Below are 23360 nucleotides of genomic sequence, written 5' to 3'. Positions count from 1 at the left end.
GTGAGAATGCCATGCCTCACGGCAACCTGTAGGAGCGGGCCCTGCCCGCGAAATCGCGCGCAGGGCGCGCTCCTACATTGGAATGGCGTGGGTGGGGTTGCGTAGGATTCATCCGCGAAACGCGCCGGTGGTTCCGGCTATCGTGGACCAGGTCCGTTCGAAGTGCGGAGAAACGCCGTCGTAGGATGGGTTGAGCGAAGCGATACCCATCACCACGGCAGCATGGGTTTCGCAGGCTCAACCCATCCTACGAAGAGCGCCTCGGCGCGGTCAGCAAGACAGTTGCCCCTACTGGGCCGTGACGAGGTGCTCTTCGTAGGAGCGGGCCCTGCCCGCGATGGCTACAACTCCGGCGTCCAGGTCAGCGCCAGCAGCGCGGTGCGGCCGGCTTCCTTGTAGTGCAGGGTTTCGCTGGGGAAGCCCATGGGATCGGTCGGGCGCTGGTAGCTGGCGCGGGCGTAGTCGCGGTCCAGCAGGTTCTGCAGCTTCAGGTCCCAGCGCAGGGTTTCGCTGAACTGCCAACTGCCGCGCACATCGAGCACGCCGTAGCCGCCCAGGCGGTCCTGGTTGGCCGCGTCGGCGTAGCTGTTGCTCAGCGCGCGCCAGGTGCCGCCGACGCCGAAGGCGCCGAACTGGCGGTCCAGGTCCAGGCTCAGGGTGCGCCGGGCGCGGCGCGGCAGGGTGTGGCCGGTGTCGCGGTCGCGCGGGTCGAGGATGCTCAGGCCGAGGTTGGCCTGCCAGCCGAGGACCTCACGGGCCAGGCTGGCCTCGAAGCCGTCGATGCGCGCCTTGGCGATGTTCTGCGGCATGTTGCTGGCGCTGTCCCAGGCGATCAGGTCGTCCACCTCGGTACGGTACAGCGCGGCCTCCAGGTGCGTGCCGGCGAAGTCGCCGCGCCATTGCAGCTCGTAGGTCTTCGAGGTCTCGGCCTTCAGGTCCGGGTTGCTGGCGCCGGGGTAGTAGAGGTCGCTGAAGGTCGGCGCGCGGAAGCCCTCGCCGTAGCTGGCGACCCAGCTCTGGCTGGCGCCCACCGGCAGGGTGAAGGCGGCGTTCCAGCTGTTCTGCGAGCCGTAGCGCTCGTTGTCGTCGTGGCGCAGGCCCAGCTCGGTGGAGAAGGCCTCGCCCTTGAAGCTGTGCTGGGCGAAGAAGGCGTGGTTGGTGCGGCTGTCCTCGGCGAAGGCGGTGCTGCCCTCGACCTTGTCCTCGTACCAGTCCGCGCCCAGGGCTAGTTGGTTGCGGGTATCCAGCTGCAGGCGGTTGAGCCAGCTGGCCGAATGCCGGGTGGTTTCCAGGGTGCCGTTGTTCCATACCTCGGCGGCGCCGACGGCCTTGTTGCGGTCGAAGCTGCGGCCCAGCTCCACGCGGCTGTTCCACATCGAGGTCAGTTGGCCTTCGAGGTAGCCGCTGTAGCTGCTGACGCGGAACTCGTCGTGGGGCTCGGCGGGGGCGTAGCTGTAGGCGTCGTCGTATTCGCTGTCGCCGCGCTGGTCGTTGAGGCTGAAGCCGGCCTTCCAGTCGTCGTTCAGGCGGTGGTCCAGGTTCAGGTGCACGGCCTTGTTGCGCTGGCCGTCGTGGTCGCTGTCGGCGCCGACGTTGTCGCGGGTGTAGTCGTAGCCGCGGCTCTCGTCGAGGCTGGCGCCGAGGTCGAAGCGGGTGCGCTCGTCGCCGCCGGCGAGCGAGGCGCTGCGCTGGAAGGTGCCGTTGCTGCCGGCGGCCAGGCGCACTTGCGGGTGCAGGCCGGCTTCGCCGCGGCGGGTGAAGATCTGGATCACCCCGCCGATGGCGTCGGCGCCGTACAGCGCCGAGCGCGGGCCGCGGGTCACTTCCACGCGCTCGATGTTGTCGATGCTCAGGTAGTCCAGGCGGGCGATGCCGCTGCTGGCCGAGGCGATGCGCTGGCCGTCCACCAGCACCAGGGTCTGGCCGGGGTTGGTGCCGCGCAGGAAGTAGCTGGTCAGGCCGCCGGCGTTGCTCAGCTGCACGCCGGGCACGCGCTGCAGCAGCTCGGGCACGCTGCGCGCCTGCAGGCGCTCGATATCGTCGTGGGTGAAGACGGTGTTGGCCGCGGTGGCCTGGCCGCGGGGTTCGGCCTGGCGCGCCGAGGTGATGACCATCGACGGCAGTTGGTAAGCCTGTTCGGCATCGTCGCCGGCGAAGGCCGCCGCGGGCAGCACGGCGACGGCCAGGGCAAGACGGGAAAGTTTCATCGCTGGGGTTCCTCAAAAGTGGACTTTCGAGGAGGGCTGGCAAGGGCGGGAGTGGCCGCGCTTGAAGGTGCGGCCCTCCGCAACACCTGTCATGCGTGTCGAGGGCGGTCTCCGGGCTGCCGACTCGCACGCTCCCGGCCTTCCCATGCGTGGCGCACAGTGGCGGATTGGAGCGCGGCAGGCACGGGGCCTGCGGTCGGTTACCGTTGCGGGGGCAGCGCAGGCCTTTCACCTGCTTCCCGTTACCTCGAACGAAAACGTGCGCACCTTACGAACAACGCGGCGGCCGGGCAAGTCGGGCCGATGCGGAACCTGTCCGTCAGACGTCCCTTTCCTCTGCGGTCCGTCACGTCCATGGCGGCGCCCCGCCTGCGCCCGGGCGCTTCCCGGCGGCTGCGACAAAGTCACTCAGCACGCTGCGAACCGCGGCCGGAAAGCTCCGGCCAGCAGCCGCCAATGCGGCGCCGCGCGGGCGTTCCAGCCGGTTTTTGTAGGAGTTTTCTGGTCTTTCGGGGCGGCGGAAAACTTTGCCGGATTTTGATAGGGCCGCCGTCCGGGCACTTGTTAGCTTCCTAAGCAGTAGAGGAGGGGAGCACGTGTCCAAAGAGCGCATCATCCAGGAATTCGTCCCGGGCAAGCAGGTGACCCTGGCGCACCTGATCGCGCATCCCCAGGAGGAGCTGTCGAGCAAGATCGGCGTCCCTGGGGCGCAGGCCATCGGCATCATGACCCTCACCCCGGGCGAGACCGCGATGATTGCCGGCGACTTCGCCACCAAGGCCGCCGACGTGCGCATCGGCTTCCTCGACCGCTTCAGCGGCGCGCTGGTGCTGCACGGCAGCGTCGGCGCGGTGGAGGAGGCGCTGGCGCAGACCTGCGCCGCCCTCGGCCGGCTGCTGGACTACAGCGTCTGCCCGGTGACCAGGAGCTGACCATGGACGCGCCGCGTTATGCCCTGATCGGTGGCGTTGGAGCCGGCAAGACCACCCTGTTCAATGCCCTGTGCGGCAACCCCGAAGCGGCGCGCAAGACCCAGGCGCTGGACTACGGCCCCGGCGGCGCGCTGGACACCCCCGGCGAGTTCGTCAGCCACCCGCGCCTGTACCGCGCGCTGATCACCAGCACCGACGACGTCGACACCCTGGTCTACGTGCACCCCGCCGATGCGACGGAGTGCCGGCTGCCGCCCGGGCTGCTGGACATCCACGCCGGCAAGCGGCTGATCGGGGTGATCAGCAAGTGCGACCTGCCCGGCGTCGACCTGCCCGCCATCGAGCGCCTGCTGCGCGCCCACGGCATCGACGGCGCGATCGTCCACACCGCCAGCGACGACCCCGCCAGCATCGAGCGCCTGCGCGCGCTGTTGAACGCACGGAATCCGATCGAGGACCTGTTGAGATGAAGAAGCTGATTACCGCCAACGACATCCGTGAAGCCATCGCCGCCGGGCAGAGTTCCCTGGCCGTGGAGCTGCCGCGCTGCATCGTCACCCCCGAGGCGCGTACGGTCGCCGAGCAGGCTGGCCTGGCGCTGGTCGAGCGGGTGGCCGGCGAGCCGGCGGCGGCCGCGAGTGAACCGGCCGCGGCCGGGCCGAGCGAGGACGAGTTGACGCGGATTCGCGCCGAGGTGCTGGCGCGGCTGCCCGCCGAAGTGGATGCGCAACTGGTCGACCAACTGGTGCGCAAGGCCGCGCAACAGGGCGGCGCCAGCGTGGCCCGGGCGGCCTTCGAGGCGCGCACCGGCGCCGGCGGGATCAAGCTGGTGAAGGGCGGCAGCGTGCGCTTCGGCCGCCTGGAAGGCGTGCCGGGCGAATACCAGATCGGCATCACCGACGTGGTCGGCGCCGAGGACGGCAGCAGCATGGGCGCCGGCTTCATGCAGTGGGAAAACGCCTTCTTCCCCTGGACGCTGAACTACGACGAAGTGGACCTGGTGCTGGAGGGCGAGCTGCACATCCGCCAGAACGGCGAGACCCTGGTGGGCCAGCCCGGCGACCTGCTGTTCATTCCCAAGGGCAGCGCCATCGAGTTCGGCACCCCCAGCCGGGTGCGCTTCCTCTACGTGGCCTGGCCGGCCAACTGGCAGGAACAGTGAGGCGGCCATGAGCACTTTCATCACCGAAAGCTGGCTGCGCGAGCGCCACGGCCTGAGCGAAGGCACCGAGCTGCGGCTGCCCGCCGACGCGCGGTTGACCCCCGCCGCCCGCGCGCTGATCGACGAGCGCCACCTGTCGCTGAAGTTCCATGACGAACAGGGCCGCCTGTACCGGGCGACCGAAGAGCCGGACGCGGACGGCGCGCCGTGCCTGCAGGCGGTGCACGGGCTGACCGGCAGCGCCCGGCGCGTCGCCGCGACCTGCCAGCTGTGCGGCTCGGCGCCGGCCGACAAGCCCGCCGGCATGACCCATCTGAACGCCCACGAACTGGTGGCTAAGAACGACCCGCGCCTGCAGTTCCGCGCCCAGCTGGACGCGGCCATCGCCCTGGCGGTGTGGCTGCAGGTGGAGCTGCCGGAGCCGGCCGAGCTGGCCGCCTGGCTGGCCGACATCCGTTCGCTGCTCGGCCAACTGATGCGCGCCGACGTGCTGGACGAGGAGCTGGCCGGGTTCGCCGTCGGCGGGCTCGACGAGGCCGTGCTGCACCGCCTGTCCCACGCGCCGCTGAAATACCTGGGCCACGACCACCTGGTGCCCGAGTGCGGCCACGGCCGCGCGCCGGCGCTGCTCAACCTGCTGCGGGCCAAGGTCCGCGAGGTGGAAATCTGCGCCGCCCAGGTGTTCATGGAGACCGGCTTCAAGCTGCGCCGCGCGGACCTGCTGCACGCCCTCAACCGGCTGTCCAGCGCGCTCTACGTGGCCATGCTGCTGAGCCTGCTGCACCTGCGCGGGCAACCCTGGCCGAGCGCCGCGGAACTGAGCCGGCGCGTGCAGGGAGAGGCCCCATGAAACTGTTCGACGACTGCCGCCGGGCCGCCCGGCAGAACCCGCCGCGGGTGGTCTTCCCCGACGCCCTGGACCGCCGCGCCATCGAGGCGGCGCAGTTCCTCAAGGCCGAGGGCCTGGCCGAGCCGCTGCTGCTGGGCAACCCCTTCGCCCTGCGCGGCTACTGCCTGGAGCGGCACATCCGCCTGGGCGACCTCGGGCTGATCGATCCCGCGCGCTCGCCCTGGCTGCACGGCTTCGCCCAGGACCTGGCCCGGCGCCAGGACAAGCTCAGCCCCGAGCAGGCCCTGGAACAACTGCACGACCCGCTGTGGTTCGGCGCGGCGCTGCTGGCGGCCGGCCAGGTCGACCTGTGCATCGCCGGCAACCTCAGTGCCACCGCCGACGTGCTGCGCGCCGGCCTGCGGGTGGTCGGCCTGGCGCCGGGCAACCGCACGCTGTCCTCGGTGTTCTTCATGCTGCCAGCGGACGGCGGCGCCCCCTTGGCCTTCGCCGATTGCGGCGTGGTGCCGCGGCCGACGGTGGAGCAACTGGCGGACATCGCCCTGGCCTCGGCGGCCAGCTTCGAGCAGGTGACCGGCGAGCCGGCGCGGGTGGCGATGCTCTCGTTCTCCAGCCACGGCAGCGCCAGGCACGCCGACGCCGAGGCGGTGCGCCAGGCCTGCGAGCTTGTGCGCGAGCGCCGGCCGGAGCTGTGCGTCGACGGCGAGATCCAGTTCGACGCCGCCTTCGTTCCCGAGGTGGCCGCGGCGAAGGTGCCCGGCAGCCCGCTGGGCGGGGCGGCCAACGTGTTCGTGTTCCCCAGTCTCGAGGCCGGGAACATCGGCTACAAGATCGCCCAGCGGCTCGGCGGCATGAACGCCATCGGCCCGATGCTGCAGGGCATGAACGCGCCGCTGCACGACCTGTCGCGCGGCTGCACGAGCGAGGAAATGATCCAGACGGTGCTGCTGGCCAACAAGATGGCCGGCGGCGCCGAGGCTGTCGGGCGAGTCGCCTGAGCCGGACGGCGGCCCCCGCCGTCCGGGGGTAACGCGAGTGGCTAGCCACTCCGAAGAGGCCCTGCGAAGGGCGATCGATTGTTCGAGGAGAGTGAGATGGAAGCATTAGGCATGATCGAAACCAAGGGCCTGGTGGCGCTGATCGAGGCCTCCGACGCCATGGTCAAGGCCGCCCGGGTGAAGCTGGTGGGCGTCAAGCAGATCGGCGGTGGCCTGGTCACTGCGATGGTCCGCGGCGACGTCGCGGCCTGCAAGGCGGCCACCGATGCCGGCGCGGCCGCCGCGCAGCGCGTCGGCGAAGTGGTCTCGGTGCAGGTGATCCCGCGTCCGCATTCGGACCTGGAAGAGGTCTTTCCGATCAAGCTGGCGGCGGATCGCCCGGTGGATTGAGCGGCTCGCCGCGACCGTCCGAGCGGCGCCCGAGCCCGCCCTGCGCGTTCCGGGCGCCGCCATTGAGGATCCATGCGTATGCCGCGAGGGACGCGGCCCGACGAGGTAACAGGCGATGAAACTGGCGATTGTCGTGGGGCAGGTGGTGTGCACCGTGAAGCATCCGGGCGTGGGCCTGGACCGGCTGCTGCTGGTCGAGATGCTCGACCGCGCCGGCCGCCCCGACGGTGAACGGCACGTGGCCAGCGACAGCCTCGGCGCCGGCAACGGCGAGTGGGTGATGCTGGCCGGCGGCAGCGCCGCGCGCCAGGCCCTGGCCGAGGTGCGCGCGCCGATCGACCTGTGCGTGGTCGGCATCGTCGACGAAGCGGTGCTCGACGGCAGCCTGCTCTACCGCAAATAGGCCCGCCCCCGGCGGTCATTCACGACAAGCGTCCTCCACCGGCCCGCGCCAGGTGGAGTGGCCCGGCTCATCCCTGAATTCTGTGAGGCACGACGTGGACATCAACCCGAAGGAAATCGAACAGGTGGTCAAGGCGGTGCTCGCCTCGATAGGGGCGACCTCCACGGCTGCTGTCGCATCGCCGGGCGCGACCTGCGCCCCCGGCGTGTTCGTCGAACTGGACGCCGCCGTGGCCGCCGCCGCGCAGGCGCAGAAGGCATTGCGCTCGGTGGCCATGCGCGACCGGGCCATCGCCGCCATCCGCGCCGCCGGCGAGCGCCACGCCCAGGAGCTGGCGGAGCTGGCGGTGGAGGAAACCGGCATGGGCCGGGTGGCCGACAAGACCGCCAAGAACATCGCCCAGGCCCGCCACACCCCCGGCAGCGAATGCCTGCAGGCGCAGGTGCTCAGCGGCGACCGCGGGCTGACGCTGATCGAGAACGCGGCCTGGGGCGTGATCGCCTCGGTGACGCCCTCGACCAACCCGGCGGCCACCGTGATCAACAACGCCATCAGCATGATCGCCGCCGGCAACAGCGTGGTGTTCGCCCCGCACCCGGCGGCCAAGCGGGTGTCGCAGCGCACCGTCAGCCTGCTCAACGAGGCCATGGTCGAAGCCGGTGCGCCGGCCAACCTGATCACCACCGTGCAGCGCCCGGACATCGAGACCGCCCAGCGGCTGTTCCGCTACCCGGGCATCGGCCTGCTGGTGGTGACCGGCGGCGAGGCGGTGGTGGAAGCCGCGCGCAAGCACACCGACAAGCGCCTGATCGCCGCCGGCGCCGGCAACCCGCCGGTGGTGGTGGACGAGACCGCCGACCTGGCCCGCGCCGCGCGCGACATCGTGTTCGGCGCCTCGTTCGACAACAACATCATCTGCGCCGACGAGAAGGTGCTGATCGTGGTCGACAGCGTCGCCGACGCCCTCAAGGCCGAGATGCTCAAGCACCAGGCCGTGGAGCTGAGCGCCGCCCAGGGCCAGCAACTGCTGCCCTTGCTTTTGCCGAAGGTCGACGAGCAGGGGCGCGGCAGCGTCTCGCGCGACTGGGTCGGCCGCGACGCGGCGAAGATCGCCGCCGCCATCGGCCTGCAGGTGCCGGAGCAGACGCGCCTGCTGCTGCTGGAAACCGCCGCCGACCACCCCTTCGCCATCACCGAAATGATGATGCCGGTGCTGCCGATGGTGCGCGTGGCCAACGTCGACCAGGCCATCGCCCTGGCCGTGAAGCTGGAGGGCGGCTGCCACCACACGGCGGCCATGCACTCGCGCAACCTCGACCACCTGGACCGCATGGCCAACGCCATGGACACCAGCATCTTCGTCAAGAACGGGCCGTGCCTGGCCGGCCTGGGCTTCGGCGGCGAGGGCTGGACCACCATGACCATCACCACGCCGACCGGCGAGGGCGTGACCTCGGCGCGCACCTTCGTGCGCCTGCGCCGCTGCGTCATGGTCGACCACCTGCGGATCGTCTGAGGCGGCCATGCAACGCGATCTCGAAAACTGGCTGTTGCCACGCCTGGAACGCGCCGCCTACTGCCTGGCGCACCCCGTCGCGCAACCGGGCGACCGCGGGCCGCTGAGCCTGGGCATCGACCTGGGCACCAGCGCCGTGGTCTCGGTGGTGCTCGACGCCCAGGCGCTGCCGGTGGCGGTGCGCCTGGACTGGGCCGACGTGGTGCGCGACGGCGTGGTCTGGGACTTCTTCGGCGCGGTGAAGCTGGTGCGCAGCCAGGTGGAAAGCCTGGAGCGGCAACTGGGCGTGTGCTTCCAGCGCGCCGCGACCTCGTACCCGCCGGGCACCGAACCGGGCATTTCCACTCACGTGCTGGAGGCCGTCGACCTGGAGGTTTCCCACGTGATCGACGAGCCCTCGGCGGTGGCGCGGATGCTGCGCCTGGACCGCGCCGCGGTGGTGGACATCGGTGGCGGCACCACCGGCGTCGCCGTGGTGCACGACGGCGAAGTGACCTATTCCGCCGACGAACCCACCGGCGGGCATCACGTCAGCCTGGTGCTGGCCGGCCACCTCGGCGTGTCGCTGGAGATGGCCGAACGGCGCAAGCGCGAGGAGGGCCAGATCCTGTGGCCGCTGGTGCGCCCGGTGTTCGAAAAGATGGCCGACATCGTCCACACGCACCTGCAAGGCCAGGACGTGGACGCCATCTACCTGTCCGGCGGCTCCTGCACCCTGCCCGGCGTACAGCCGCTGTTCGCCGCGGCCTTCCCCGCGCAGCGGGTGATCCTGCCCGCGCCGCCGCTGTTCACCACGCCGCTGGCCATCGCCGCCTGCGGCCTGCAAGCCGAGGAGGAACGCTGACATGCACGAGCAGGACGTCGGCCGGGTGATCTATCGCGCCCTGGACATGCTCAATGCCCGCGCGGTGCGCGAATTCCGCGTGCCGCCCAGCACCTACATCGGCCCCGGCGCCACCGTGCGCGCCGGCGAGGCCTGCGCGGCGCTGGGCATCCGCCGGCTGTTCGTGATGGTCGACGGCCGCCTGCACGAGCAGGCGCTGGACCAGGGCCTGCTGCGCTCGCTGGACGACGCCGGGCTGGGCTGCGAGTGCCTGGTCTACGCCGGCGGCGAGCCGCACAGCGAAGTGGTGGAAGCCGCCGGCCGGCAACTGCTGGCCGCCGACTGCGACGGCGTGCTGGCCTTCGGCGGCGGCTCGGTGCTCGACGCGGCCAAGGCCACCGCGCTGCTGGCGGCCAACCCGGAGCGCCGGGTGAGCGAGCTTGGCGACGGCCCGGCGCTGCGCCGGCGCATGCCGCTGATCGCCGTGCCGACCACCGCCGGCACCGGCTCCGAGGCCACCAACGTGGCGGTGATCACCGATAGCCAGCGGCACCTGAAGCAGGTGCTGGTGCACACCGACCTGATTCCCGACCTGGCGATCATCGACGCCTGCCTGACCCTCGGCGTGCCGCCGGCGGTGACCGCCGCCACCGGCATCGACGCGCTGACCCACGCCATAGAAGCCTACGTCGCGCCGAACGCCACGCCGCTGACCCAGGGCCTGGCCCTGCGCGCCGTGGCGCTGATCGGCGAGGCCCTGCCGCTGGCGGTGGGGCAGGGCGGCAACGTCGGCGCCCGCGAGTCGATGATGCTCGCCTCGTACATGGCCGGCATGGCCTTTTCCAATTCCGGCCTGGGCCTGTGCCACGCCACCGCGCACCCCCTTGGCGCGCGCTACGGCATCCCCCACGGCCAGGCCAACGCCCTGATGCTGCCGGCGGTGATGCGCTTCAACCAGCTGGTGTGCAAGCGCGCCTACGCCGACATCGGCCATGCCCTCAGCCGCGAAAGCCTGGATGCCGAACGCAGCATCGCCGCGGTGCAGCGCCTGATCGACGAAGTCGGCGCCGCCGGCCGCGACCTGCAGACCCACGGCGTGCGCCGCGAGGACTTCGCCGCGCTGGCCGAGGCGGCCCTGCAGGACATCTGCCTGGCCGGCAACCCGCGCAGCGCCTGCGCGCAACAGATCGTCGCGATCTACCAGGACGCTTGGCAGCGCCGAGGCGCCTGCCAGCAAGGAAACAATTCTGTTCAGGAGCAGTTGTCATGAGCATCAACGAAATCATCCTGTACGTGATGATGGTCTTCCTGCTGATCGGGGCGGTGGACCGGGTATTCAGCCAGTTCGGCGGCTCCGAGAAGGTCCTCGGCCATCTCGGCCTGGGCTGGCTCGGGCGCGGCATCGGCGGCTCCGGCGGGCAGTTCGAGGAAGGCTTCATGGCCATGGGCGCGCTGGGCCTGGCCATGGTCGGCATCACCGCCCTGGCGCCGGTGCTGGCCAACCTGCTGGGGCCGCTGGTGATCCCCCTGTACGAGAGCGTCGGGGCGAGCCCGGCGATGTTCGCCGGCACCCTGCTGGCCAACGACATGGGCGCCTTTTCCCTGGCCAAGGAGCTGGCCGGCGGCGACACCGCCGCCTGGCTGTACTCGGGGCTGATCCTCGGCGCCATGATGGGCCCGACCCTGGTGTTCATCATCCCGGTGGCGCTGGGCATCATCGACCCCGCCGACCGCCGCTACCTGGCCCTGGGCACCCTGGCCGGGATCGTCACCGTGCCCCTGGGCTGCATCGCCGGCGGGCTGGTGGCGATGTACTCGGGCATCGAGGTCAACGGCGAGCCGGTGAGCTTCTCGCTGGCGATGATCCTCATCAACATGATCCCGGTGCTGGTGGTCGCGGCGCTGATCGCCCTGGGCCTGAAGTTCTGCCCGGAGAAGATCATCGCCGGCTTCGAGGTGTTCGCCAAACTGCTGGTGGGGCTGATCACCCTCGGCCTGGCCGCCGCGGTGGTGGAGTTCACCGTGGGCTGGACGCTGATCCCGGGGCTGGACCCGATATTCATGAGCGAAGGCGACGAGCCCGGCGCGGTGATGCGCGCCATGGAAGTGATCGGCTCGATCGCCTGCGTGCTGCTCGGCGCCTACCCCATGGTGCTGCTGCTGACGCGCTGGTTCGGCACCCCGCTGATGAAAGTCGGCGGCCTGCTGGGCATGAACAAGGACGCCGCCGCCGGCATGGTGGCGACCCTGGCCAACGTGATCCCGATGTTCGGCATGTTCGGCAAGATGGATGCGCGCGGCAAGATCATCAACTGCGCCTTCGCCGTGTCCGCCGGCTTCGCCCTGGGCGACCACCTCGGCTTCACCGCGGCGAACATGTCCGCGATGATCTTCCCGATGCTGGTGGGCAAGCTGTTCGGCGGCATCACCGCGGTGGCCGTGGCCATGCTCATCGCGCCCAGGTCCGAAGCCCAGCCCGAGCCGGTGGCGTTGCCCGACGCCGACCTGCAGCGGGCCGAGTAGGGCGCGGCCATGAGCAGGCGCGAGCTGCGCAGCGTCGGCATCGACGTCGGCACCACCACCACCCAGGTGATCTTCTCGCGCCTGGTGCTGGTCAACCGTGCCTCGCTGTCCCAGGTGCCGCACTACGAGTTCGCCGCGCGGGAGGTCACCTACGTCAGCCCGGTGGCCTTCACCCCGATCGACTTCGAGGGCCACCTGCGCGAGGACGAGCTGCTCGCCTTCATCCTCGAACAGTACCGCGCCGCGGGCCTGGAGCCCGCGCAGGTGGAGTCCGGCGCCATCATCATCACCGGCGAGACCTCCAAGGCGCGCAACGCCCGCCCGGCGGTGCTGCGCCTGGCCGAGCGGCTGGGCGACTTCGTGGTCGCCAGCGCCGGGCCGCACCTGGAATCGGTGATCGCCGGGCGCGGCGCCGGCGCGGCGGAGCTGTCCGCCGCCTGCGCCGGGCGGGTGCTGAACATCGACATCGGCGGCGGCACCGCCAACTACGTGCTGTTCGAGGCCGGCCGGGTGATCGGCTCGGCCTGCCTGAACGTCGGCGGGCGCCTGGTGGAAACCGACAGCCGCGGCGCGCTGCTGCGCCTGCACGGGCCGGCGCGGGCGATCTGCCGCGAGCTGTTCGGTGGCGAGCCGCAGGCGCTGTCCATCGAGCAACTGCGCACGATTGCGCGGCGCATGGCGGCGCTGCTCCATGAGGTGATCGACGGCGCGCTTTCGCCGCTGGCCCGGGAACTGCTGATGACCGAGCCGCTGCCCGCGGTGGGCCAACTGCAGACGCTGACCCTCTCCGGCGGCGTCGGCGAATGCTTCTACCACGGCGCGGAGCAGGCACCGTTCCGCTTCGGCGACATCGGCCCGCTGCTGGCCGCGGCGCTGCACGAGGACCCCGGCTTCCGGCGCCTGCCGCTGGCCGAGCCGAAGCAGACCGTGCGCGCCACGGTGATCGGCGCCGGCGCCCACAGCCTGTCGCTGTCCGGCAGCACCATCTGGCTGCGCGAAATGCAGCTGCCGATGCGCAACGTGCCGGTGGTGCCCTGCGCAACCGATTGGGCCGCCGGCCAGGGCGCGGGCCTCGCCGACGGCTGGCGGCAGAACCTGCTGCGCATGGACCTGCGCGCCGACGAAGACCTCTACGCCCTGGCCCTGCCGGCGGACCTGCCGGTGGCCTACCGGGCCATCCAGCGCTGCGTGGAAGAACTCGCCGGCTTCCAGCGCCATGAATCCCAAGCCCATCCGTTGCTGGTGGTGGCCGCCCAGGACCTCGGCAAGGTCCTCGGCATGCTCCTGCAGCCGCGCCTGGCCGGCCGCGCCCTGGCGGTCATCGACGAGGTGGCGACCAGCGATGGCGACTACATCGATATCGGCAGCCCGTTGTTCGACGGCGAGATCCTTCCGGTCACCGTCAAGTCACTGGCTTTCCCTTCCTGAGGTGGTGTGATGAAACTCAAGACCCAGTTGTTCGGCAAGACCTATCAGTTCAAGGACGTCAAGGAGGTCCTGGCCAAGGCCAACGAGCCGCGCTCGGGCGACGTGCTCGCCGGCGTGGCGGCGGGCACCGCCCAGGAACGGGTGGCGGCCAAGCAGGTGCTGTCGGAGCTGACGGTGGCCGACGTGCGCATGAACCCGGTGATCCCCTACGAGGAGGACAGCGTCACCCGGCTGATCCAGGACGGCATCAACGAGAGCGCCTACGGGCGCATCGCCCAGTGGCGCATCGGCGAGCTGCGCGAATACATCCTCGCCGACGACACCGGCGCCGACGACATCGCCTTCCTGCGCAAGGGCCTGAGTTCCGAGGTGGTGGCGGCGGTGGCGAAGATCTGCTCCAACGCCGACCTGATCTACGCCGCCAAGCGCATGCCGGTGGTGAAGAAGGCCAACAACACCATGGGCCTGCCCGGGCGCTTCAGCGCGCGGCTGCAGCCCAACGACACCCGCGACGACGTGCAGAGCATCGCCGCGCAGATGTACGAGGGCCTGTCCTACGGCATCGGCGACGCGGTGATCGGCGTCAACCCGGTGACCGACAACGTCGAGAACCTCACCCGCGTGCTGCACACCGTGTACGAGGCCATCGACAAGTTCGCCATCCCCACCCAGGGCTGCGTGCTGGCCCACGTCACCACGCAGATGGAGGCGATCCGCCGCGGCGCGCCGGGCGGGCTGATCTTCCAGAGCATCTGCGGCAGCGAGAAGGGCCTGCGCGAGTTCGGCGTGGAGCTGGAGATGCTCGAGGAGGCGCGCGCGGTGGGCGCCGAGTACAACCGCATCGCCGGGCCCAACTGCCTGTACTTCGAGACCGGCCAGGGCTCGGCGCTGTCCGCCGGCGCCCACTACGGCGCCGACCAGCTGACCATGGAAGCGCGCAACTACGGCCTGGCCCGCCACTTCGACCCCTTCATGGTCAACACCGTGGTCGGCTTCATCGGCCCGGAGTACCTGTACAACGACCGCCAGATCATCCGCGCCGGCCTGGAAGACCATTTCATGGGCAAGCTCAGCGGCATCTCCATGGGCTGCGACTGCTGCTACACCAACCACGCCGACGCCGACCAGAACTCCAACGAGAACCTGATGATCCTGCTCGCCACCGCCGGCTGCAACTTCATCATCGGCATGCCGATGGGCGACGACATCATGCTCAATTACCAGACCAACGCCTTCCACGACACCGCCACCATCCGCCAGCTGCTGGGCCTGCGCCCGGCGCCGGAGTTCGAGCGCTGGCTCGAACGCATGGGCCTGATGAGCGACGGCCGGCTGACCGCCCGCGCCGGCGATCCATCCATTTTCTTCTGAGGGAAGCGACATGCATCAGCAGCAGATCGAGGACATCGTCCGTTCGGTATTGAATGAACTCCAGGCGCGCCCCGCGCCGGCGGCGCCTGACGTTGCGGCAGCGGCGCCGAGCGCCGTGGAAGAGGGCCTGTGCGCCTGGGACCTGGGCTCGGAACAGGCCCGCCAGTGGATCGGCGTCCAGGCCCCGCAGCGCCCCGAGGTGCTGGAGGAATTCCGCAAGGCCACCGCCGCGCGGGTGTGCCTGGGGCGCGCCGGCGTACGCCCGCGCACCCAGGCGTTGCTGCGCTTCCTCGCCGACCACTCGCGCTCCAAGGACACCGTGCTCAAGGAGGTGCCCGCCGAGTGGGTGGCCCAGCAGGGCCTGCTGGAAGTGCAGTCGGAAATCGACACCAAGGACCAGTACCTGACCCGCCCGGACATGGGCCGCCGCCTCAGCGAGAAGGCGGTGGCGACCCTGCTCGCCGAGTGCAGGAAGAACCCGCAGGTACAGGTGGTGATCTCCGACGGCCTGTCCACCGACGCGGTGACGGTGAACTTCCAGGAAATCCTCCCGCCGCTGCTGGAGGGCCTGAAGAACGCCGGGCTGGACGTCGGCACGCCGTTCTTCGTGCGCTACGGGCGGGTCAAGGTCGAGGACCAGATCGGCGAACTGCTCGGCGCCCAGGTGGTGATCCTGCTGGTGGGCGAGCGCCCCGGCCTGGGCCAGTCCGAGAGCCTGTCCTGCTACGCGGTGTACAAGCCGACCCTGGCCGGCACAGTGGAAGCCGACCGCACCTGTATCTCGAACATCCACCGCGGCGGCACGCCGCCGGTGGAAGCGGCGGCGGTGATCGTCGACCTGGCCCGGCGGATGCTGGAAAAGCAGGCCTCCGGCATCGCCCTGAACCGCTGAGCCCATTGCTGAGGAGCAACCCGACATGAGCATTCTCGATCCGATCAAACCGAGCGTCACGGCCATGCGCCTGATCGCCTCGTTGCAGGAAGACTTCCGCCGCGAGCTGAAGGTGGGCGAGCACATCCGCAGCCTCGGGCTGATCAGCGTCGACTCCGACGACGTCGCCTACATCGCCGCCGACGAGGCCACCAAGCAGGCCCAGGTGGAAGTGGTGTACGGCCGCTCGCTGTACGCCGGGGCGGCCAACGGGCCTTCGTCCACCGCCGGCGAGGTGCTGATCATGCTCGGCGGCCCCAACCCCGCCGAGGTGCGCGCCGGGCTCGACGCCATGAGCGAGGTGATCGAGGCCGGCCCGAGCTTCCGCTGGGCCGACGACGCCCACAGCGTGGCCTTCCTCGCCCACGTGGTATCGCGTACCGGCAGCTACCTGTCGGCCGGCGCCGGCATCGCCCTGGGCGACCCCATCGCCTACCTGGTGGCGCCGCCGCTGGAGGCCACCTACGGCATCGACGCCGCGCTCAAGGCCGCCGACGTGCAACTGGTGACCTACGTGCCGCCGCCCTCGGAAACCAACTACTCGGCGGCCTTCCTCGCCGGCAGCCAGGCGGCCTGCCGCGCCGCCTGCAACGCCTTCTCCGAGGCGGTACTGGAGATCGCCCGCAACCCCATCCAGCGGGCCTGAGGAGGTGAGCGCCATGATCGATGCCCTGGGCCTGCTGGAAGTCAGGGGCCTGGCCTGCGGCATAGAGGCCGCCGACGCCATGCTCAAGGCGGCGTCGGTGCGCCTGCTGCGCCAGGCCGTGACCAACCCGGCGCTGGTCACCCTGGTGGTGGAGGGCGACCTGGCCGCCTGCCGCGCCGCGCTGGACGCCGGCGCGGCGCTGGCCACCCGGCGCGGCTGCCTGGTCAGCCGCAAGGAGATCGGCCGCCCGGAAGACGACACCGCCTACCTGCTGGGCAGCCTGCTGGACGCCGGGCAAGGCCCGGCCCCGGCGGCGGCCCCGCAGGAGGCGCTGCTCGGCCTGCTCGCCCGGCGCAAGCACGGCTACAGCGCCAGCGAGGTGGCGGCGGCCTTCGACATCCCGGTGGCGCAGGCCCGGGCCTGGCTGGAAGGCCTCTTCGCCCAGGGTCGGCTGCGCCGCCGCAGTAGCCGTTACCGCCTGCCGGGAGGGGTGCCGCGATGATCGCCGTCGAGGCCCTGGACGCCGGGGAAATCCGCCGCCGGGTGTTCGCCGCCGGCGTGGTGGGGGCGGGCGGCGCGGGCTTCCCGACCCACGTCAAGCTTAAGGCCGAGGCGGAGATCTACCTGGTCAACGGCGCCGAGTGCGAGCCCCTGCTCAAGGTCGACCAGCAGCTCGCCGTGGAGCAGGCCGAATGGCTGCTCAAGGGCCTGCTCCACGGCATGGCCGCCACCGGCGCGAAGCAAGGCATCATCGCCCTCAAGGCCAAGTACCGCGCGGCCATCGAGCGCCTGCAGTCGCTGCTGCCCGAGCGCGTGCGCCTGCACATACTGCCGGACGTCTACCCGGCCGGCGACGAGGTCATCACCATCTGGCTGGCCACCGGCCGGCGCGTGCCGCCGGCGGCGTTGCCGCTGGCCATCGGCGTGGTGGTGAGTAACGTGCAGACGCTGATCAACGTCGGCCGCGCGGTGGAGCTGCAACTGCCGGTGACCCACCGCACCCTGACCGTGAACGGCGCGGTGCGCCAGCCGCTGACCCTCAGCCTGCCGCTGGGCACGCCGCTGCGCGAGGCCCTGGCCCTGGCCGGCGGCAGCACCCTGGAGCGCCCAGCCTTCATCAACGGCGGGCCGATGATGGGGCGCCTGCTGGACGACCTCGACGAACCGGTCAGCAAGACCACCGGCGGCCTGCTGGTGCTGCCGCAGGATCACCTGCTGGTGCGCCGCCGCCGGCAGAGCATGGACTCGGTGCTGGCCATGGCCCGCTCGGTGTGCGAGCAGTGCACGCTGTGCACCGAGCTGTGCCCGCGGCACATGATCGGCCACGAGCTGCCGCCGCACCTGATCGTGCGCGCCACCAACTACCAGCACGTCGCCCAGCCCAGCGTGCTGCTGTCGGCGCTGACCTGCTCCGAATGCGGCATCTGCGAGGCCTACGCCTGTCCGGTGGAAATCTCGCCGATGCGCCTGAACCAGGCGCTCAAGGCCCGCCTGCGCGAAGAGGGCGCCCGCTACCAGGGCGAACTGCGCGGCGCCGACCCCATGGCCGAATACCGCCTGCTGCCGGTCAGCCGCCTGGTCTCGCGCCTGGAGTTGCAGGCCTACAACCACAAGGCGCCGTTGCTGGCGCAGGAACATCACCCCGCCGAAGTGCGCCTGGCGCTGCGCCAGCACATCGGCGTGGCCGCCCGGCCCTGCGTCGTGGTGGGCCAGCAGGTGGCGCTGGGCGAGTGCATCGCCGAAGCGCCCGAAGGACAACTCGGCGTGCCGCTGCACGCCAGCATCGCCGGCCGCGTGGCGGAGGTCGGCGACAGCCACATCCGCCTCGTCGCCAACCCGCCAGGAGAAGCCTGATGCACCACGCCATAGGTTTGATCGAACTGACCAGCATCGCCCGCGGCGTGCAGCTCGCCGACCTGATGCTGAAGAGCGCCGACGTGCAGTTGCTGGCGGCCAAGACCATCTGCCCCGGCAAGTACATCGCCATGGTCGGCGGCGAGGTCGCCGCGGTGCGCCAGGCGGTGCAGGCCGGCGCAGCCGAGGGTGGGCAGATGCTGGTGGACCAGTTCGTCCTGGCGAACATCCACGAGTCGGTGCTGCCGGCCATCAGCGGCGTCAACCCGGTGGAGCGGCCGCGCGCGCTGGGGGTGGTGGAAACCTTCAGCGTGGCGGCCTGCATCGAGGCCGCCGACGCCGCGGTGAAGGCGGCCAACGTCACCCTGGTGCGCGTGCACATGGCCTTCGGCATCGGCGGCAAGTGCTACCTGGTGCTGACCGGCGAGGTCGCCGACGTGGAGGCGGCGGTGCGGGTGGCCTGCGCCAGCGCCGGGGAAAAGGGGCTGCTGGTCCACGGCATGACCGTGCCCAGGCCGCACCTTGACCTGTGGCAACACCTGCTCTGAGCAATTCTCCACAGTGTGAGGTAGCCATAGAGCACCCACTTGACCGTGCCTTGCATGACGAAACCCGACCCGCTCGCGCGGGTCCCTGAAGTTATCGGGCAAGACGTCATGTCGGACAAGAAAAGCGCAATCGATCTGCATCACCTCTGGGCGTGCGACGACACGCCGGGCAGGCTGGACGAACCCCTGGGCCACTGCGACGGCGTGCGCCGGCGGCAGACCCGCGACGTCTACGCCCACGCCTGCAACATCACCGCCTGGCAGCAACTCTACGACCAGCTCGACCCCGGGCCCTTCCGCGGCGAGCTGACCGAGGTCTGGCTCGACGGCCTGCAGTTCTTCCGCGAATACACCAGCCACGCGCTGCACCAGTCCTGCATGGTCTGGCCCGGCGCCTTCTGGTTCGGCATCCCCTACGGCGACAAGGACGTCGGCTACATCGGCCGCGACTGCATCGACGCCCAGGCCATCGCCGTGCGCCCGGGCGGCCGCGAGTTCGAGCTGAGCACCCCGGACGACTACAACATCCTCGGCCTGGTGGTGGAGCGCGAGGCGTTGCTGGAGCACCTGGAACTGGAGGAACTGCGCCACCTCGGCCTGCTGCTGGATGAGTCGCGCCTGCTGCAGGTCGAGCCCGGCGCCCGGCGGCGCCTGTGCGACTTCATGCGCGCCGCGCTGGCGCTGGCCCAGGTCGAGCCACTGAGCCTGCGCGAGCCCGCGGTGGCGCGGCAGCTGAACCACGACCTGCTGCTCTGCCTGCTGGACCTGCTGCAGGGCGCAGAACCCGCCCGCCATGCGTGCTCCCGCACCCTGCTGCGCAAGCACTGGGTGGTCGCCCGGGCGCGCGAATACGTGCTGGACAACCCCAGCCGGCCGGTGAGCGCGCTGGAGCTCTGCCGGCTCCTGCACGTCAGCCAGCGCACGCTGCGCAACTGCTTCCTGGACGTGCTCGGGCGCAGCCCCATCCACTACCTCAAGGCCGTGCGCCTGAACGCCGTGCACCGCGAGCTGGGCAGCCCCCACTCGCCCTACGCGACCGTGCAGGACGCCGCCATGGCCTGGGGCTTCTGGCACATGGGGCAGTTCGGGCGCGACTACCAGCGGCTCTTCGGCGAGCGGCCCTCGGCCACCCTGGCCAACCGCGAACGCCTGAGCGCGGCCTGGTAGGCCGCACCTCTTCTCCCCGGCGCGCCCGCGCCCGGCCCTTCGCGGTCCGGGGCGGCGTGGCGCGCCGGGCTCTCCCTTGTTTTGCAGGAAACCCTTCCATGTCCGACCGAAGCATCCTCGTCATCAACTGCGGCAGTTCGTCGATCAAGTTCGCCCTGGTCGACGAAAGCGCCCCCGAGTTCCGCGCCAGCGGCATCGTCGAATGCCTGGGCACGCCCCAGGCCAGCCTGCGCATCGTCGACGCCGGCGGCCGCGTCGACCTCGCCCTGCCGAACGCCGACCACCGCCAGGCCCTGGCGCGCCTGCTGCCGCTGGTGCAGGTAGCCGCCGAAGGGCGCCTGCAAGGCATCGGCCACCGCGTGGTGCATGGCGGCGAGCACTTCAGCCAGGCCTGCCGCATCGACCCGCAGGTCATGCAGAACATCCGCGACACCGTCGCCCTGGCGCCGCTGCACAACCCCGGCGCCCTGGCCGGCATCGAGGCGGCCCTGGCGCTGTACCCGCAGCTGCCGCAGGTGGCGGTGTTCGACACCGCCTTCCACCAGAGCCTGCCCGAGCACGCCTACCGCTACGCCCTGCCGGAAAGGCTGTACCGGCATTTCGGCGTGCGCCGCTACGGCTTCCACGGCACCAGCCACCGCTACGTCAGCCAGTGCGCCGCCACCCTGTGCGGCCTGCCGCCGGAGGACAGCTGCTGGCTGTCGGCGCACCTGGGCAACGGCTGCTCCACCTGCGCCATCGTCAACGGCCGCAGCCGCGACACCAGCATGGGCATGACGCCGCTGGAGGGCCTGGTGATGGGCACGCGCAGCGGCGACGTCGACCCCAACCTGCACGGCCACCTGATCCGCAGCCTGGGCTGGACCATCGAGGAGGTCGACAGGATGCTCAACGAAGACAGCGGCCTGCTCGGCCTGTCGGGCTTGTCCAACGACATGCGCACCCTGGAACAGGCGCGCGCCCGGGGCCACGCGGGCGCGGCCCTGGCCATCGAGGTGTTCTGCTACCGCCTGGCCAAGTCCCTGGCGGCGATGGGCTGCGCCATGCCGCGCATCGACGGCCTGGTGTTCACCGGCGGGATCGGCGAGAACTCGGTGCTGGTGCGCGCCAGGACCCTGGCCCACCTGGGGTTCCTCGGCTTCGCCGTCGACGAGGCGGCCAACGCGGCCTGCGTGGGCGGCCGCTGCCGGGAAATCCACCGGCCCGGCTCGCCGCGGGTGCTGGTGGTGCCCACCGCCGAGGAAGGGATGATCGCCCTGGACACGCTGGCGCTGCTGGGCTGACGCCGCGCGCCGGGGCTCAGGCCTCGGGCGCGGGCTTGGCCAGCAGGGCCAGGCGTTCGGCGATGGCGCGCTCGATGCCGGCGGCGTCCAGGCCGCATTCGGCGAGCATCTGCGCCGGCTTGGCGTGCTCCACGTAGTAGTCCGGCAGGCCCAGGTGCAGCAGCGGCTGCTGGCGGTTCTCGCGGGCGAGGAACTCGCCGACCGCAGCGCCGGCGCCGCCCATCACGGCGTTTTCTTCGATTGTCACCAGCAGCTCGTGGCTGTCGGCCAGCTCACGCACCAGGGCCTCGTCCAGCGGCTTGACGAAGCGCATGTCGGCCACCGTGGCGTCGAAGCGCTCGGCCACCTGCAGGGCCTCGGCCAGCTGCACGCCGAAGGCCAGGATGGCGACCTTGCCGGCCTTGCCCTGGCGGCGCAGCACGCCCTTGCCGATCTCCACCGGTGCAAGCGTCGGGTCGATCGGGGTGTTCGGCCCGCTGCCGCGCGGATAGCGCACCGCCGCCGGGCCCTGGAACAGGTAGCCGGTGGTCAGCAACTTGCGCAGTTCGTCTTCGTCGCTGGGGGTCATCACCAGCATGCCGGGGATGCAGCGCAGGTAGGAAAGGTCGAAGCTGCCGGCGTGGGTCGGGCCGTCCTCGCCGACCAGGCCGGCGCGGTCGATGGCGAAGAGCACGTCGAGGTTCTGCACCGCGACATCGTGGATCAGCTGGTCGTAGCCGCGTTGCAGGAAGGTGGAGTAGATCGCCACCACCGGCTTGATGCCGTCGCAGGCCATGCCGGCGGCGAGGGTCACGGCGTGCTGCTCGGCGATGGCGACGTCGAAGTAGCGCTCCGGGAAGCGCTCGGCGAAGGCCACCAGATCGGAGCCTTCCTTCATCGCCGGGGTGATGCCGACCAGGCGCGGGTCCTGCGACGCCATGTCGCACAGCCACTGGCCGAAGACGTTGGAGTACTTTGGCCCGCCGGCCTTCTTCGGCGCAGCGCCGGCCGGTTCCAGCTTGGTGATGGCGTGGTAGCCGATGGGGTCGGCCTCGGCCGGGGCGAAGCCCTTGCCCTTCTTGGTCACCACGTGGAGGAACTGCGGGCCCTTGAGGTCGCGCATGTTGCGCAGGGTGGCGATCAGCGTGGGCAGGTCGTGGCCGTCGATCGGGCCGATGTAGTTCCAGCCCAGTTCCTCGAACAGGGTGCCGGGCACCAGCATGCCCTTGGCGTATTCCTCGGTGCGGCGGGCGATCTCCCAGGCGCCGGGCAGGCGCGAGAGCACCTTCTTGCTGCCTTCGCGCATGCTGCTGTAGGTGCGGCTGGAGAGGATCTTGGCCAGGTAGTTGGACAGGCCGCCGACGTTGTGCGAGATCGACATGTCGTTGTCGTTGAGGATCACCAGCATGTCGGCCTGCACGTCGGAGGCGTGGTTCAGCGCTTCGAAGGCCATGCCGGCGGTCAGCGCGCCGTCGCCGATCACCGCCACCGACTTGCGCCCCGAGCCCTGCATGCGCGCGGCGATGGCCATACCCAGGGCGGCGCTGATGGAGGTGCTGGAGTGGCCGACGCCGAAGGTGTCGTACTCGCTCTCCGAGCGCCGCGGGAAGGCGGCCAGACCGTCCTTCTGGCGCAGGGTGCCCATGCGCTCGCGGCGGCCGGTGAGGATCTTGTGCGGGTAGGCCTGGTGGCCGACGTCCCACACCAGGCGGTCGTCCGGGGTGTCGAAGACGTAGTGCAGGGCGATGGTCAGCTCGATCACCCCCAGGCCGGCGCCGAAGTGGCCGCCGGTCTGGCCGACGCTGTAGAGCAGGTACTGGCGCAGTTCGTCGGCGAGGCTGACGAGCTCCGCCTCGCCCAGCCGGCGCAGCTCGACCGGCGTGTTGGCGCGGTCGAGCAGGGGGGTGGCGGGGCGCTCGCGGGGGATCTCGTGGAACGTCGTGGGCATCAGGCTGATCGTTATGAGAGGCAAAGATGCGGCAGTTTACCTGATGCTTCTGACAGGCCCAAGCAAGGTGGGGGTGCTGTTTGGTTGGGGGAGGGGGTGGTTTTCTTGCGGTCGTTCCTGTGGGGCGGGGCTGGTTTTGCCTGTGGGCCTTGGGCCAGAGCGCTTGGCCTTCTATGCACGCGGATGTTTCTCTGGAAATCCGTGCGGCGTTATGTGCCGAATCGCGGACGGAGTCCGCTCCTGCGTCCGTGCTTCCCTGAACCCTGGGAGCAACTGTCTTGCGCCGAGGTGCTCTTCGTAGGATGGGTTGAGCTTGCGAAACCCATGCTGCCGTGGTGATGGGTATCGCTTCGCTCAACGCCATCCTACGAAAAGCCGTGCTTCCTGGAACCGTAGGAGCG

General features: G+C 70.6%; 22 protein-coding genes and 1 riboswitch. Of the genes, 20 read left to right on the top strand and 2 right to left on the bottom strand.

Going from position 1 to position 23360, the window contains the following annotated elements; all coding sequences use genetic code 11:
- Positions 1-341: 341 nt before the first annotated feature.
- The gene (locus PcP3B5_RS25990; RefSeq protein ID WP_061562771.1) at positions 342-2207 is read right to left on the bottom strand and encodes a TonB-dependent receptor domain-containing protein; all 1866 of its coding nucleotides are present in this window, start codon (positions 2205-2207) and stop codon (positions 342-344) included.
- 86 nt (positions 2208-2293) lie between these two features.
- Positions 2294-2493: riboswitch (cobalamin riboswitch) on the bottom strand.
- Between the two features lie 310 nt (positions 2494-2803).
- Between PcP3B5_RS25990 and eutS the strand changes: the two genes are divergently transcribed.
- The 20 genes from eutS (at position 2804) to PcP3B5_RS25890 (ending at position 21032) form a co-directional block, all read left to right on the top strand.
- Positions 2804-3139, top strand: coding sequence for an ethanolamine utilization microcompartment protein EutS (gene eutS / locus PcP3B5_RS25985; protein WP_009615694.1), 336 nt, complete (start codon positions 2804-2806; stop codon positions 3137-3139).
- A gap of 2 nt (positions 3140-3141) precedes the next feature.
- Positions 3142-3609: a EutP/PduV family microcompartment system protein gene (locus tag PcP3B5_RS25980; protein WP_058487580.1), complete on the top strand. Its 468-nt coding sequence runs from the start codon at positions 3142-3144 to the stop codon at positions 3607-3609.
- Positions 3606-4301, top strand: coding sequence for an ethanolamine utilization acetate kinase EutQ (gene eutQ, locus PcP3B5_RS25975; RefSeq protein ID WP_061562770.1), 696 nt, complete (start codon positions 3606-3608; stop codon positions 4299-4301). The genes PcP3B5_RS25980 and eutQ overlap by 4 nt, the downstream gene beginning before the upstream one ends.
- Before the next feature lie 7 nt (positions 4302-4308).
- Complete coding sequence (gene eutT / locus PcP3B5_RS25970; protein ID WP_061562769.1) at positions 4309-5151, top strand: ethanolamine utilization cob(I)yrinic acid a,c-diamide adenosyltransferase EutT; 843 nt, start codon at positions 4309-4311, stop codon at positions 5149-5151.
- Positions 5148-6149, top strand: coding sequence for a phosphate acetyltransferase (locus tag PcP3B5_RS25965; protein WP_058487579.1), 1002 nt, complete (start codon positions 5148-5150; stop codon positions 6147-6149). Before eutT ends, PcP3B5_RS25965 begins: the two co-directional genes overlap by 4 nt.
- 96 nt (positions 6150-6245) lie before the next feature.
- The gene (gene eutM / locus PcP3B5_RS25960) at positions 6246-6539 is read left to right on the top strand and encodes an ethanolamine utilization microcompartment protein EutM (RefSeq protein WP_009615702.1); all 294 of its coding nucleotides are present in this window, start codon (positions 6246-6248) and stop codon (positions 6537-6539) included.
- Between the two features lie 115 nt (positions 6540-6654).
- Positions 6655-6942, top strand: coding sequence for an ethanolamine utilization microcompartment protein EutN (gene eutN, locus PcP3B5_RS25955; RefSeq protein ID WP_009615703.1), 288 nt, complete (start codon positions 6655-6657; stop codon positions 6940-6942).
- A gap of 94 nt (positions 6943-7036) precedes the next feature.
- Complete coding sequence (locus tag PcP3B5_RS25950) at positions 7037-8458, top strand: aldehyde dehydrogenase family protein (protein WP_009615704.1); 1422 nt, start codon at positions 7037-7039, stop codon at positions 8456-8458.
- 7 nt (positions 8459-8465) lie between these two features.
- Complete coding sequence (eutJ, locus tag PcP3B5_RS25945; protein WP_009615705.1) at positions 8466-9302, top strand: ethanolamine utilization protein EutJ; 837 nt, start codon at positions 8466-8468, stop codon at positions 9300-9302.
- Between the two features lies 1 nt (position 9303).
- A complete protein-coding gene (locus PcP3B5_RS25940; RefSeq protein WP_061562768.1) occupies positions 9304-10551 on the top strand; it encodes an iron-containing alcohol dehydrogenase family protein in 1248 nt (415 codons plus the stop codon).
- On the top strand, positions 10548-11804 hold the full coding sequence (eutH, locus tag PcP3B5_RS25935) for an ethanolamine utilization protein EutH (RefSeq protein ID WP_058487577.1): 1257 nt from the start codon (positions 10548-10550) through the stop codon (positions 11802-11804). Before PcP3B5_RS25940 ends, eutH begins: the two co-directional genes overlap by 4 nt.
- A gap of 9 nt (positions 11805-11813) precedes the next feature.
- On the top strand, positions 11814-13232 hold the full coding sequence (locus tag PcP3B5_RS25930; protein ID WP_061562767.1) for an ethanolamine ammonia-lyase reactivating factor EutA: 1419 nt from the start codon (positions 11814-11816) through the stop codon (positions 13230-13232).
- A gap of 9 nt (positions 13233-13241) precedes the next feature.
- Entirely contained in the window at positions 13242-14603 is a 1362-nt protein-coding gene (locus PcP3B5_RS25925; RefSeq protein WP_009615710.1) for an ethanolamine ammonia-lyase subunit EutB, read from the top strand.
- A 10-nt stretch (positions 14604-14613) separates the two neighbouring features.
- Positions 14614-15495, top strand: a complete 882-nt coding sequence (gene eutC / locus PcP3B5_RS25920) for an ethanolamine ammonia-lyase subunit EutC (RefSeq protein ID WP_061562766.1) — start codon at positions 14614-14616, stop codon at positions 15493-15495.
- A gap of 25 nt (positions 15496-15520) precedes the next feature.
- On the top strand, positions 15521-16180 hold the full coding sequence (eutL, locus tag PcP3B5_RS25915) for an ethanolamine utilization microcompartment protein EutL (protein WP_061562765.1): 660 nt from the start codon (positions 15521-15523) through the stop codon (positions 16178-16180).
- Between the two features lie 13 nt (positions 16181-16193).
- Positions 16194-16682, top strand: a complete 489-nt coding sequence (locus PcP3B5_RS25910; RefSeq protein ID WP_061562764.1) for a BMC domain-containing protein — start codon at positions 16194-16196, stop codon at positions 16680-16682.
- Positions 16679-18034 (top strand): 4Fe-4S dicluster domain-containing protein, encoded by a 1356-nt coding sequence (locus PcP3B5_RS25905; protein ID WP_061562763.1) that lies wholly within the window; start codon positions 16679-16681, stop codon positions 18032-18034. The genes PcP3B5_RS25910 and PcP3B5_RS25905 overlap by 4 nt, the downstream gene beginning before the upstream one ends.
- A complete protein-coding gene (locus tag PcP3B5_RS32675; protein WP_009615720.1) occupies positions 18034-18582 on the top strand; it encodes a BMC domain-containing protein in 549 nt (182 codons plus the stop codon). The genes PcP3B5_RS25905 and PcP3B5_RS32675 overlap by 1 nt, the downstream gene beginning before the upstream one ends.
- Positions 18583-18690: 108 nt before the next feature.
- Positions 18691-19749, top strand: a complete 1059-nt coding sequence (gene eutR, locus PcP3B5_RS25895; protein WP_064987577.1) for an HTH-type transcriptional regulator EutR — start codon at positions 18691-18693, stop codon at positions 19747-19749.
- Between the two features lie 98 nt (positions 19750-19847).
- On the top strand, positions 19848-21032 hold the full coding sequence (locus tag PcP3B5_RS25890) for an acetate/propionate family kinase (RefSeq protein ID WP_061562762.1): 1185 nt from the start codon (positions 19848-19850) through the stop codon (positions 21030-21032).
- Between the two features lie 16 nt (positions 21033-21048).
- Here PcP3B5_RS25890 and dxs read toward each other — a convergent pair whose 3' ends face one another.
- Positions 21049-22959: a 1-deoxy-D-xylulose-5-phosphate synthase gene (dxs, locus tag PcP3B5_RS25885; RefSeq protein ID WP_061562761.1), complete on the bottom strand. Its 1911-nt coding sequence runs from the start codon at positions 22957-22959 to the stop codon at positions 21049-21051.
- Between the last annotated feature and the right edge of the window lie 401 nt (positions 22960-23360).

The organism is Pseudomonas citronellolis (genome assembly GCF_001586155.1).
Classification (GTDB): domain Bacteria; phylum Pseudomonadota; class Gammaproteobacteria; order Pseudomonadales; family Pseudomonadaceae; genus Pseudomonas; species Pseudomonas citronellolis.
Note: the sequence above shows the minus strand (reverse complement) of the source record. Positions and strands in the feature narration are given on the sequence as shown.

Bases quoted from the DNA above. Each gene is read 5' to 3' on its own strand.
- PcP3B5_RS25990 (WP_061562771.1), bottom strand. From the start codon at position 2,207: ATGAAACTTTCCCGTCTTGCCCTGGCCGTCGCCGTGCTGCCCGCGGCG.
- PcP3B5_RS25980 (WP_058487580.1), top strand. From the start codon at position 3,142: ATGGACGCGCCGCGTTATGCCCTGATCGGTGGCGTTGGAGCCGGCAAG.
- eutQ (WP_061562770.1), top strand. From the start codon at position 3,606: ATGAAGAAGCTGATTACCGCCAACGACATCCGTGAAGCCATCGCCGCC.
- eutT (WP_061562769.1), top strand. From the start codon at position 4,309: ATGAGCACTTTCATCACCGAAAGCTGGCTGCGCGAGCGCCACGGCCTG.
- PcP3B5_RS25965 (WP_058487579.1), top strand. From the start codon at position 5,148: ATGAAACTGTTCGACGACTGCCGCCGGGCCGCCCGGCAGAACCCGCCG.
- eutM (WP_009615702.1), top strand. From the start codon at position 6,246: ATGGAAGCATTAGGCATGATCGAAACCAAGGGCCTGGTGGCGCTGATC.
- eutN (WP_009615703.1), top strand. From the start codon at position 6,655: ATGAAACTGGCGATTGTCGTGGGGCAGGTGGTGTGCACCGTGAAGCAT.
- eutJ (WP_009615705.1), top strand. From the start codon at position 8,466: ATGCAACGCGATCTCGAAAACTGGCTGTTGCCACGCCTGGAACGCGCC.
- PcP3B5_RS25940 (WP_061562768.1), top strand. From the start codon at position 9,304: ATGCACGAGCAGGACGTCGGCCGGGTGATCTATCGCGCCCTGGACATG.
- eutH (WP_058487577.1), top strand. From the start codon at position 10,548: ATGAGCATCAACGAAATCATCCTGTACGTGATGATGGTCTTCCTGCTG.
- PcP3B5_RS25930 (WP_061562767.1), top strand. From the start codon at position 11,814: ATGAGCAGGCGCGAGCTGCGCAGCGTCGGCATCGACGTCGGCACCACC.
- PcP3B5_RS25925 (WP_009615710.1), top strand. From the start codon at position 13,242: ATGAAACTCAAGACCCAGTTGTTCGGCAAGACCTATCAGTTCAAGGAC.
- eutC (WP_061562766.1), top strand. From the start codon at position 14,614: ATGCATCAGCAGCAGATCGAGGACATCGTCCGTTCGGTATTGAATGAA.
- eutL (WP_061562765.1), top strand. From the start codon at position 15,521: ATGAGCATTCTCGATCCGATCAAACCGAGCGTCACGGCCATGCGCCTG.
- PcP3B5_RS25910 (WP_061562764.1), top strand. From the start codon at position 16,194: ATGATCGATGCCCTGGGCCTGCTGGAAGTCAGGGGCCTGGCCTGCGGC.
- PcP3B5_RS25905 (WP_061562763.1), top strand. From the start codon at position 16,679: ATGATCGCCGTCGAGGCCCTGGACGCCGGGGAAATCCGCCGCCGGGTG.
- PcP3B5_RS32675 (WP_009615720.1), top strand. From the start codon at position 18,034: ATGCACCACGCCATAGGTTTGATCGAACTGACCAGCATCGCCCGCGGC.
- eutR (WP_064987577.1), top strand. From the start codon at position 18,691: ATGTCGGACAAGAAAAGCGCAATCGATCTGCATCACCTCTGGGCGTGC.
- PcP3B5_RS25890 (WP_061562762.1), top strand. From the start codon at position 19,848: ATGTCCGACCGAAGCATCCTCGTCATCAACTGCGGCAGTTCGTCGATC.
- dxs (WP_061562761.1), bottom strand. From the start codon at position 22,959: ATGCCCACGACGTTCCACGAGATCCCCCGCGAGCGCCCCGCCACCCCC.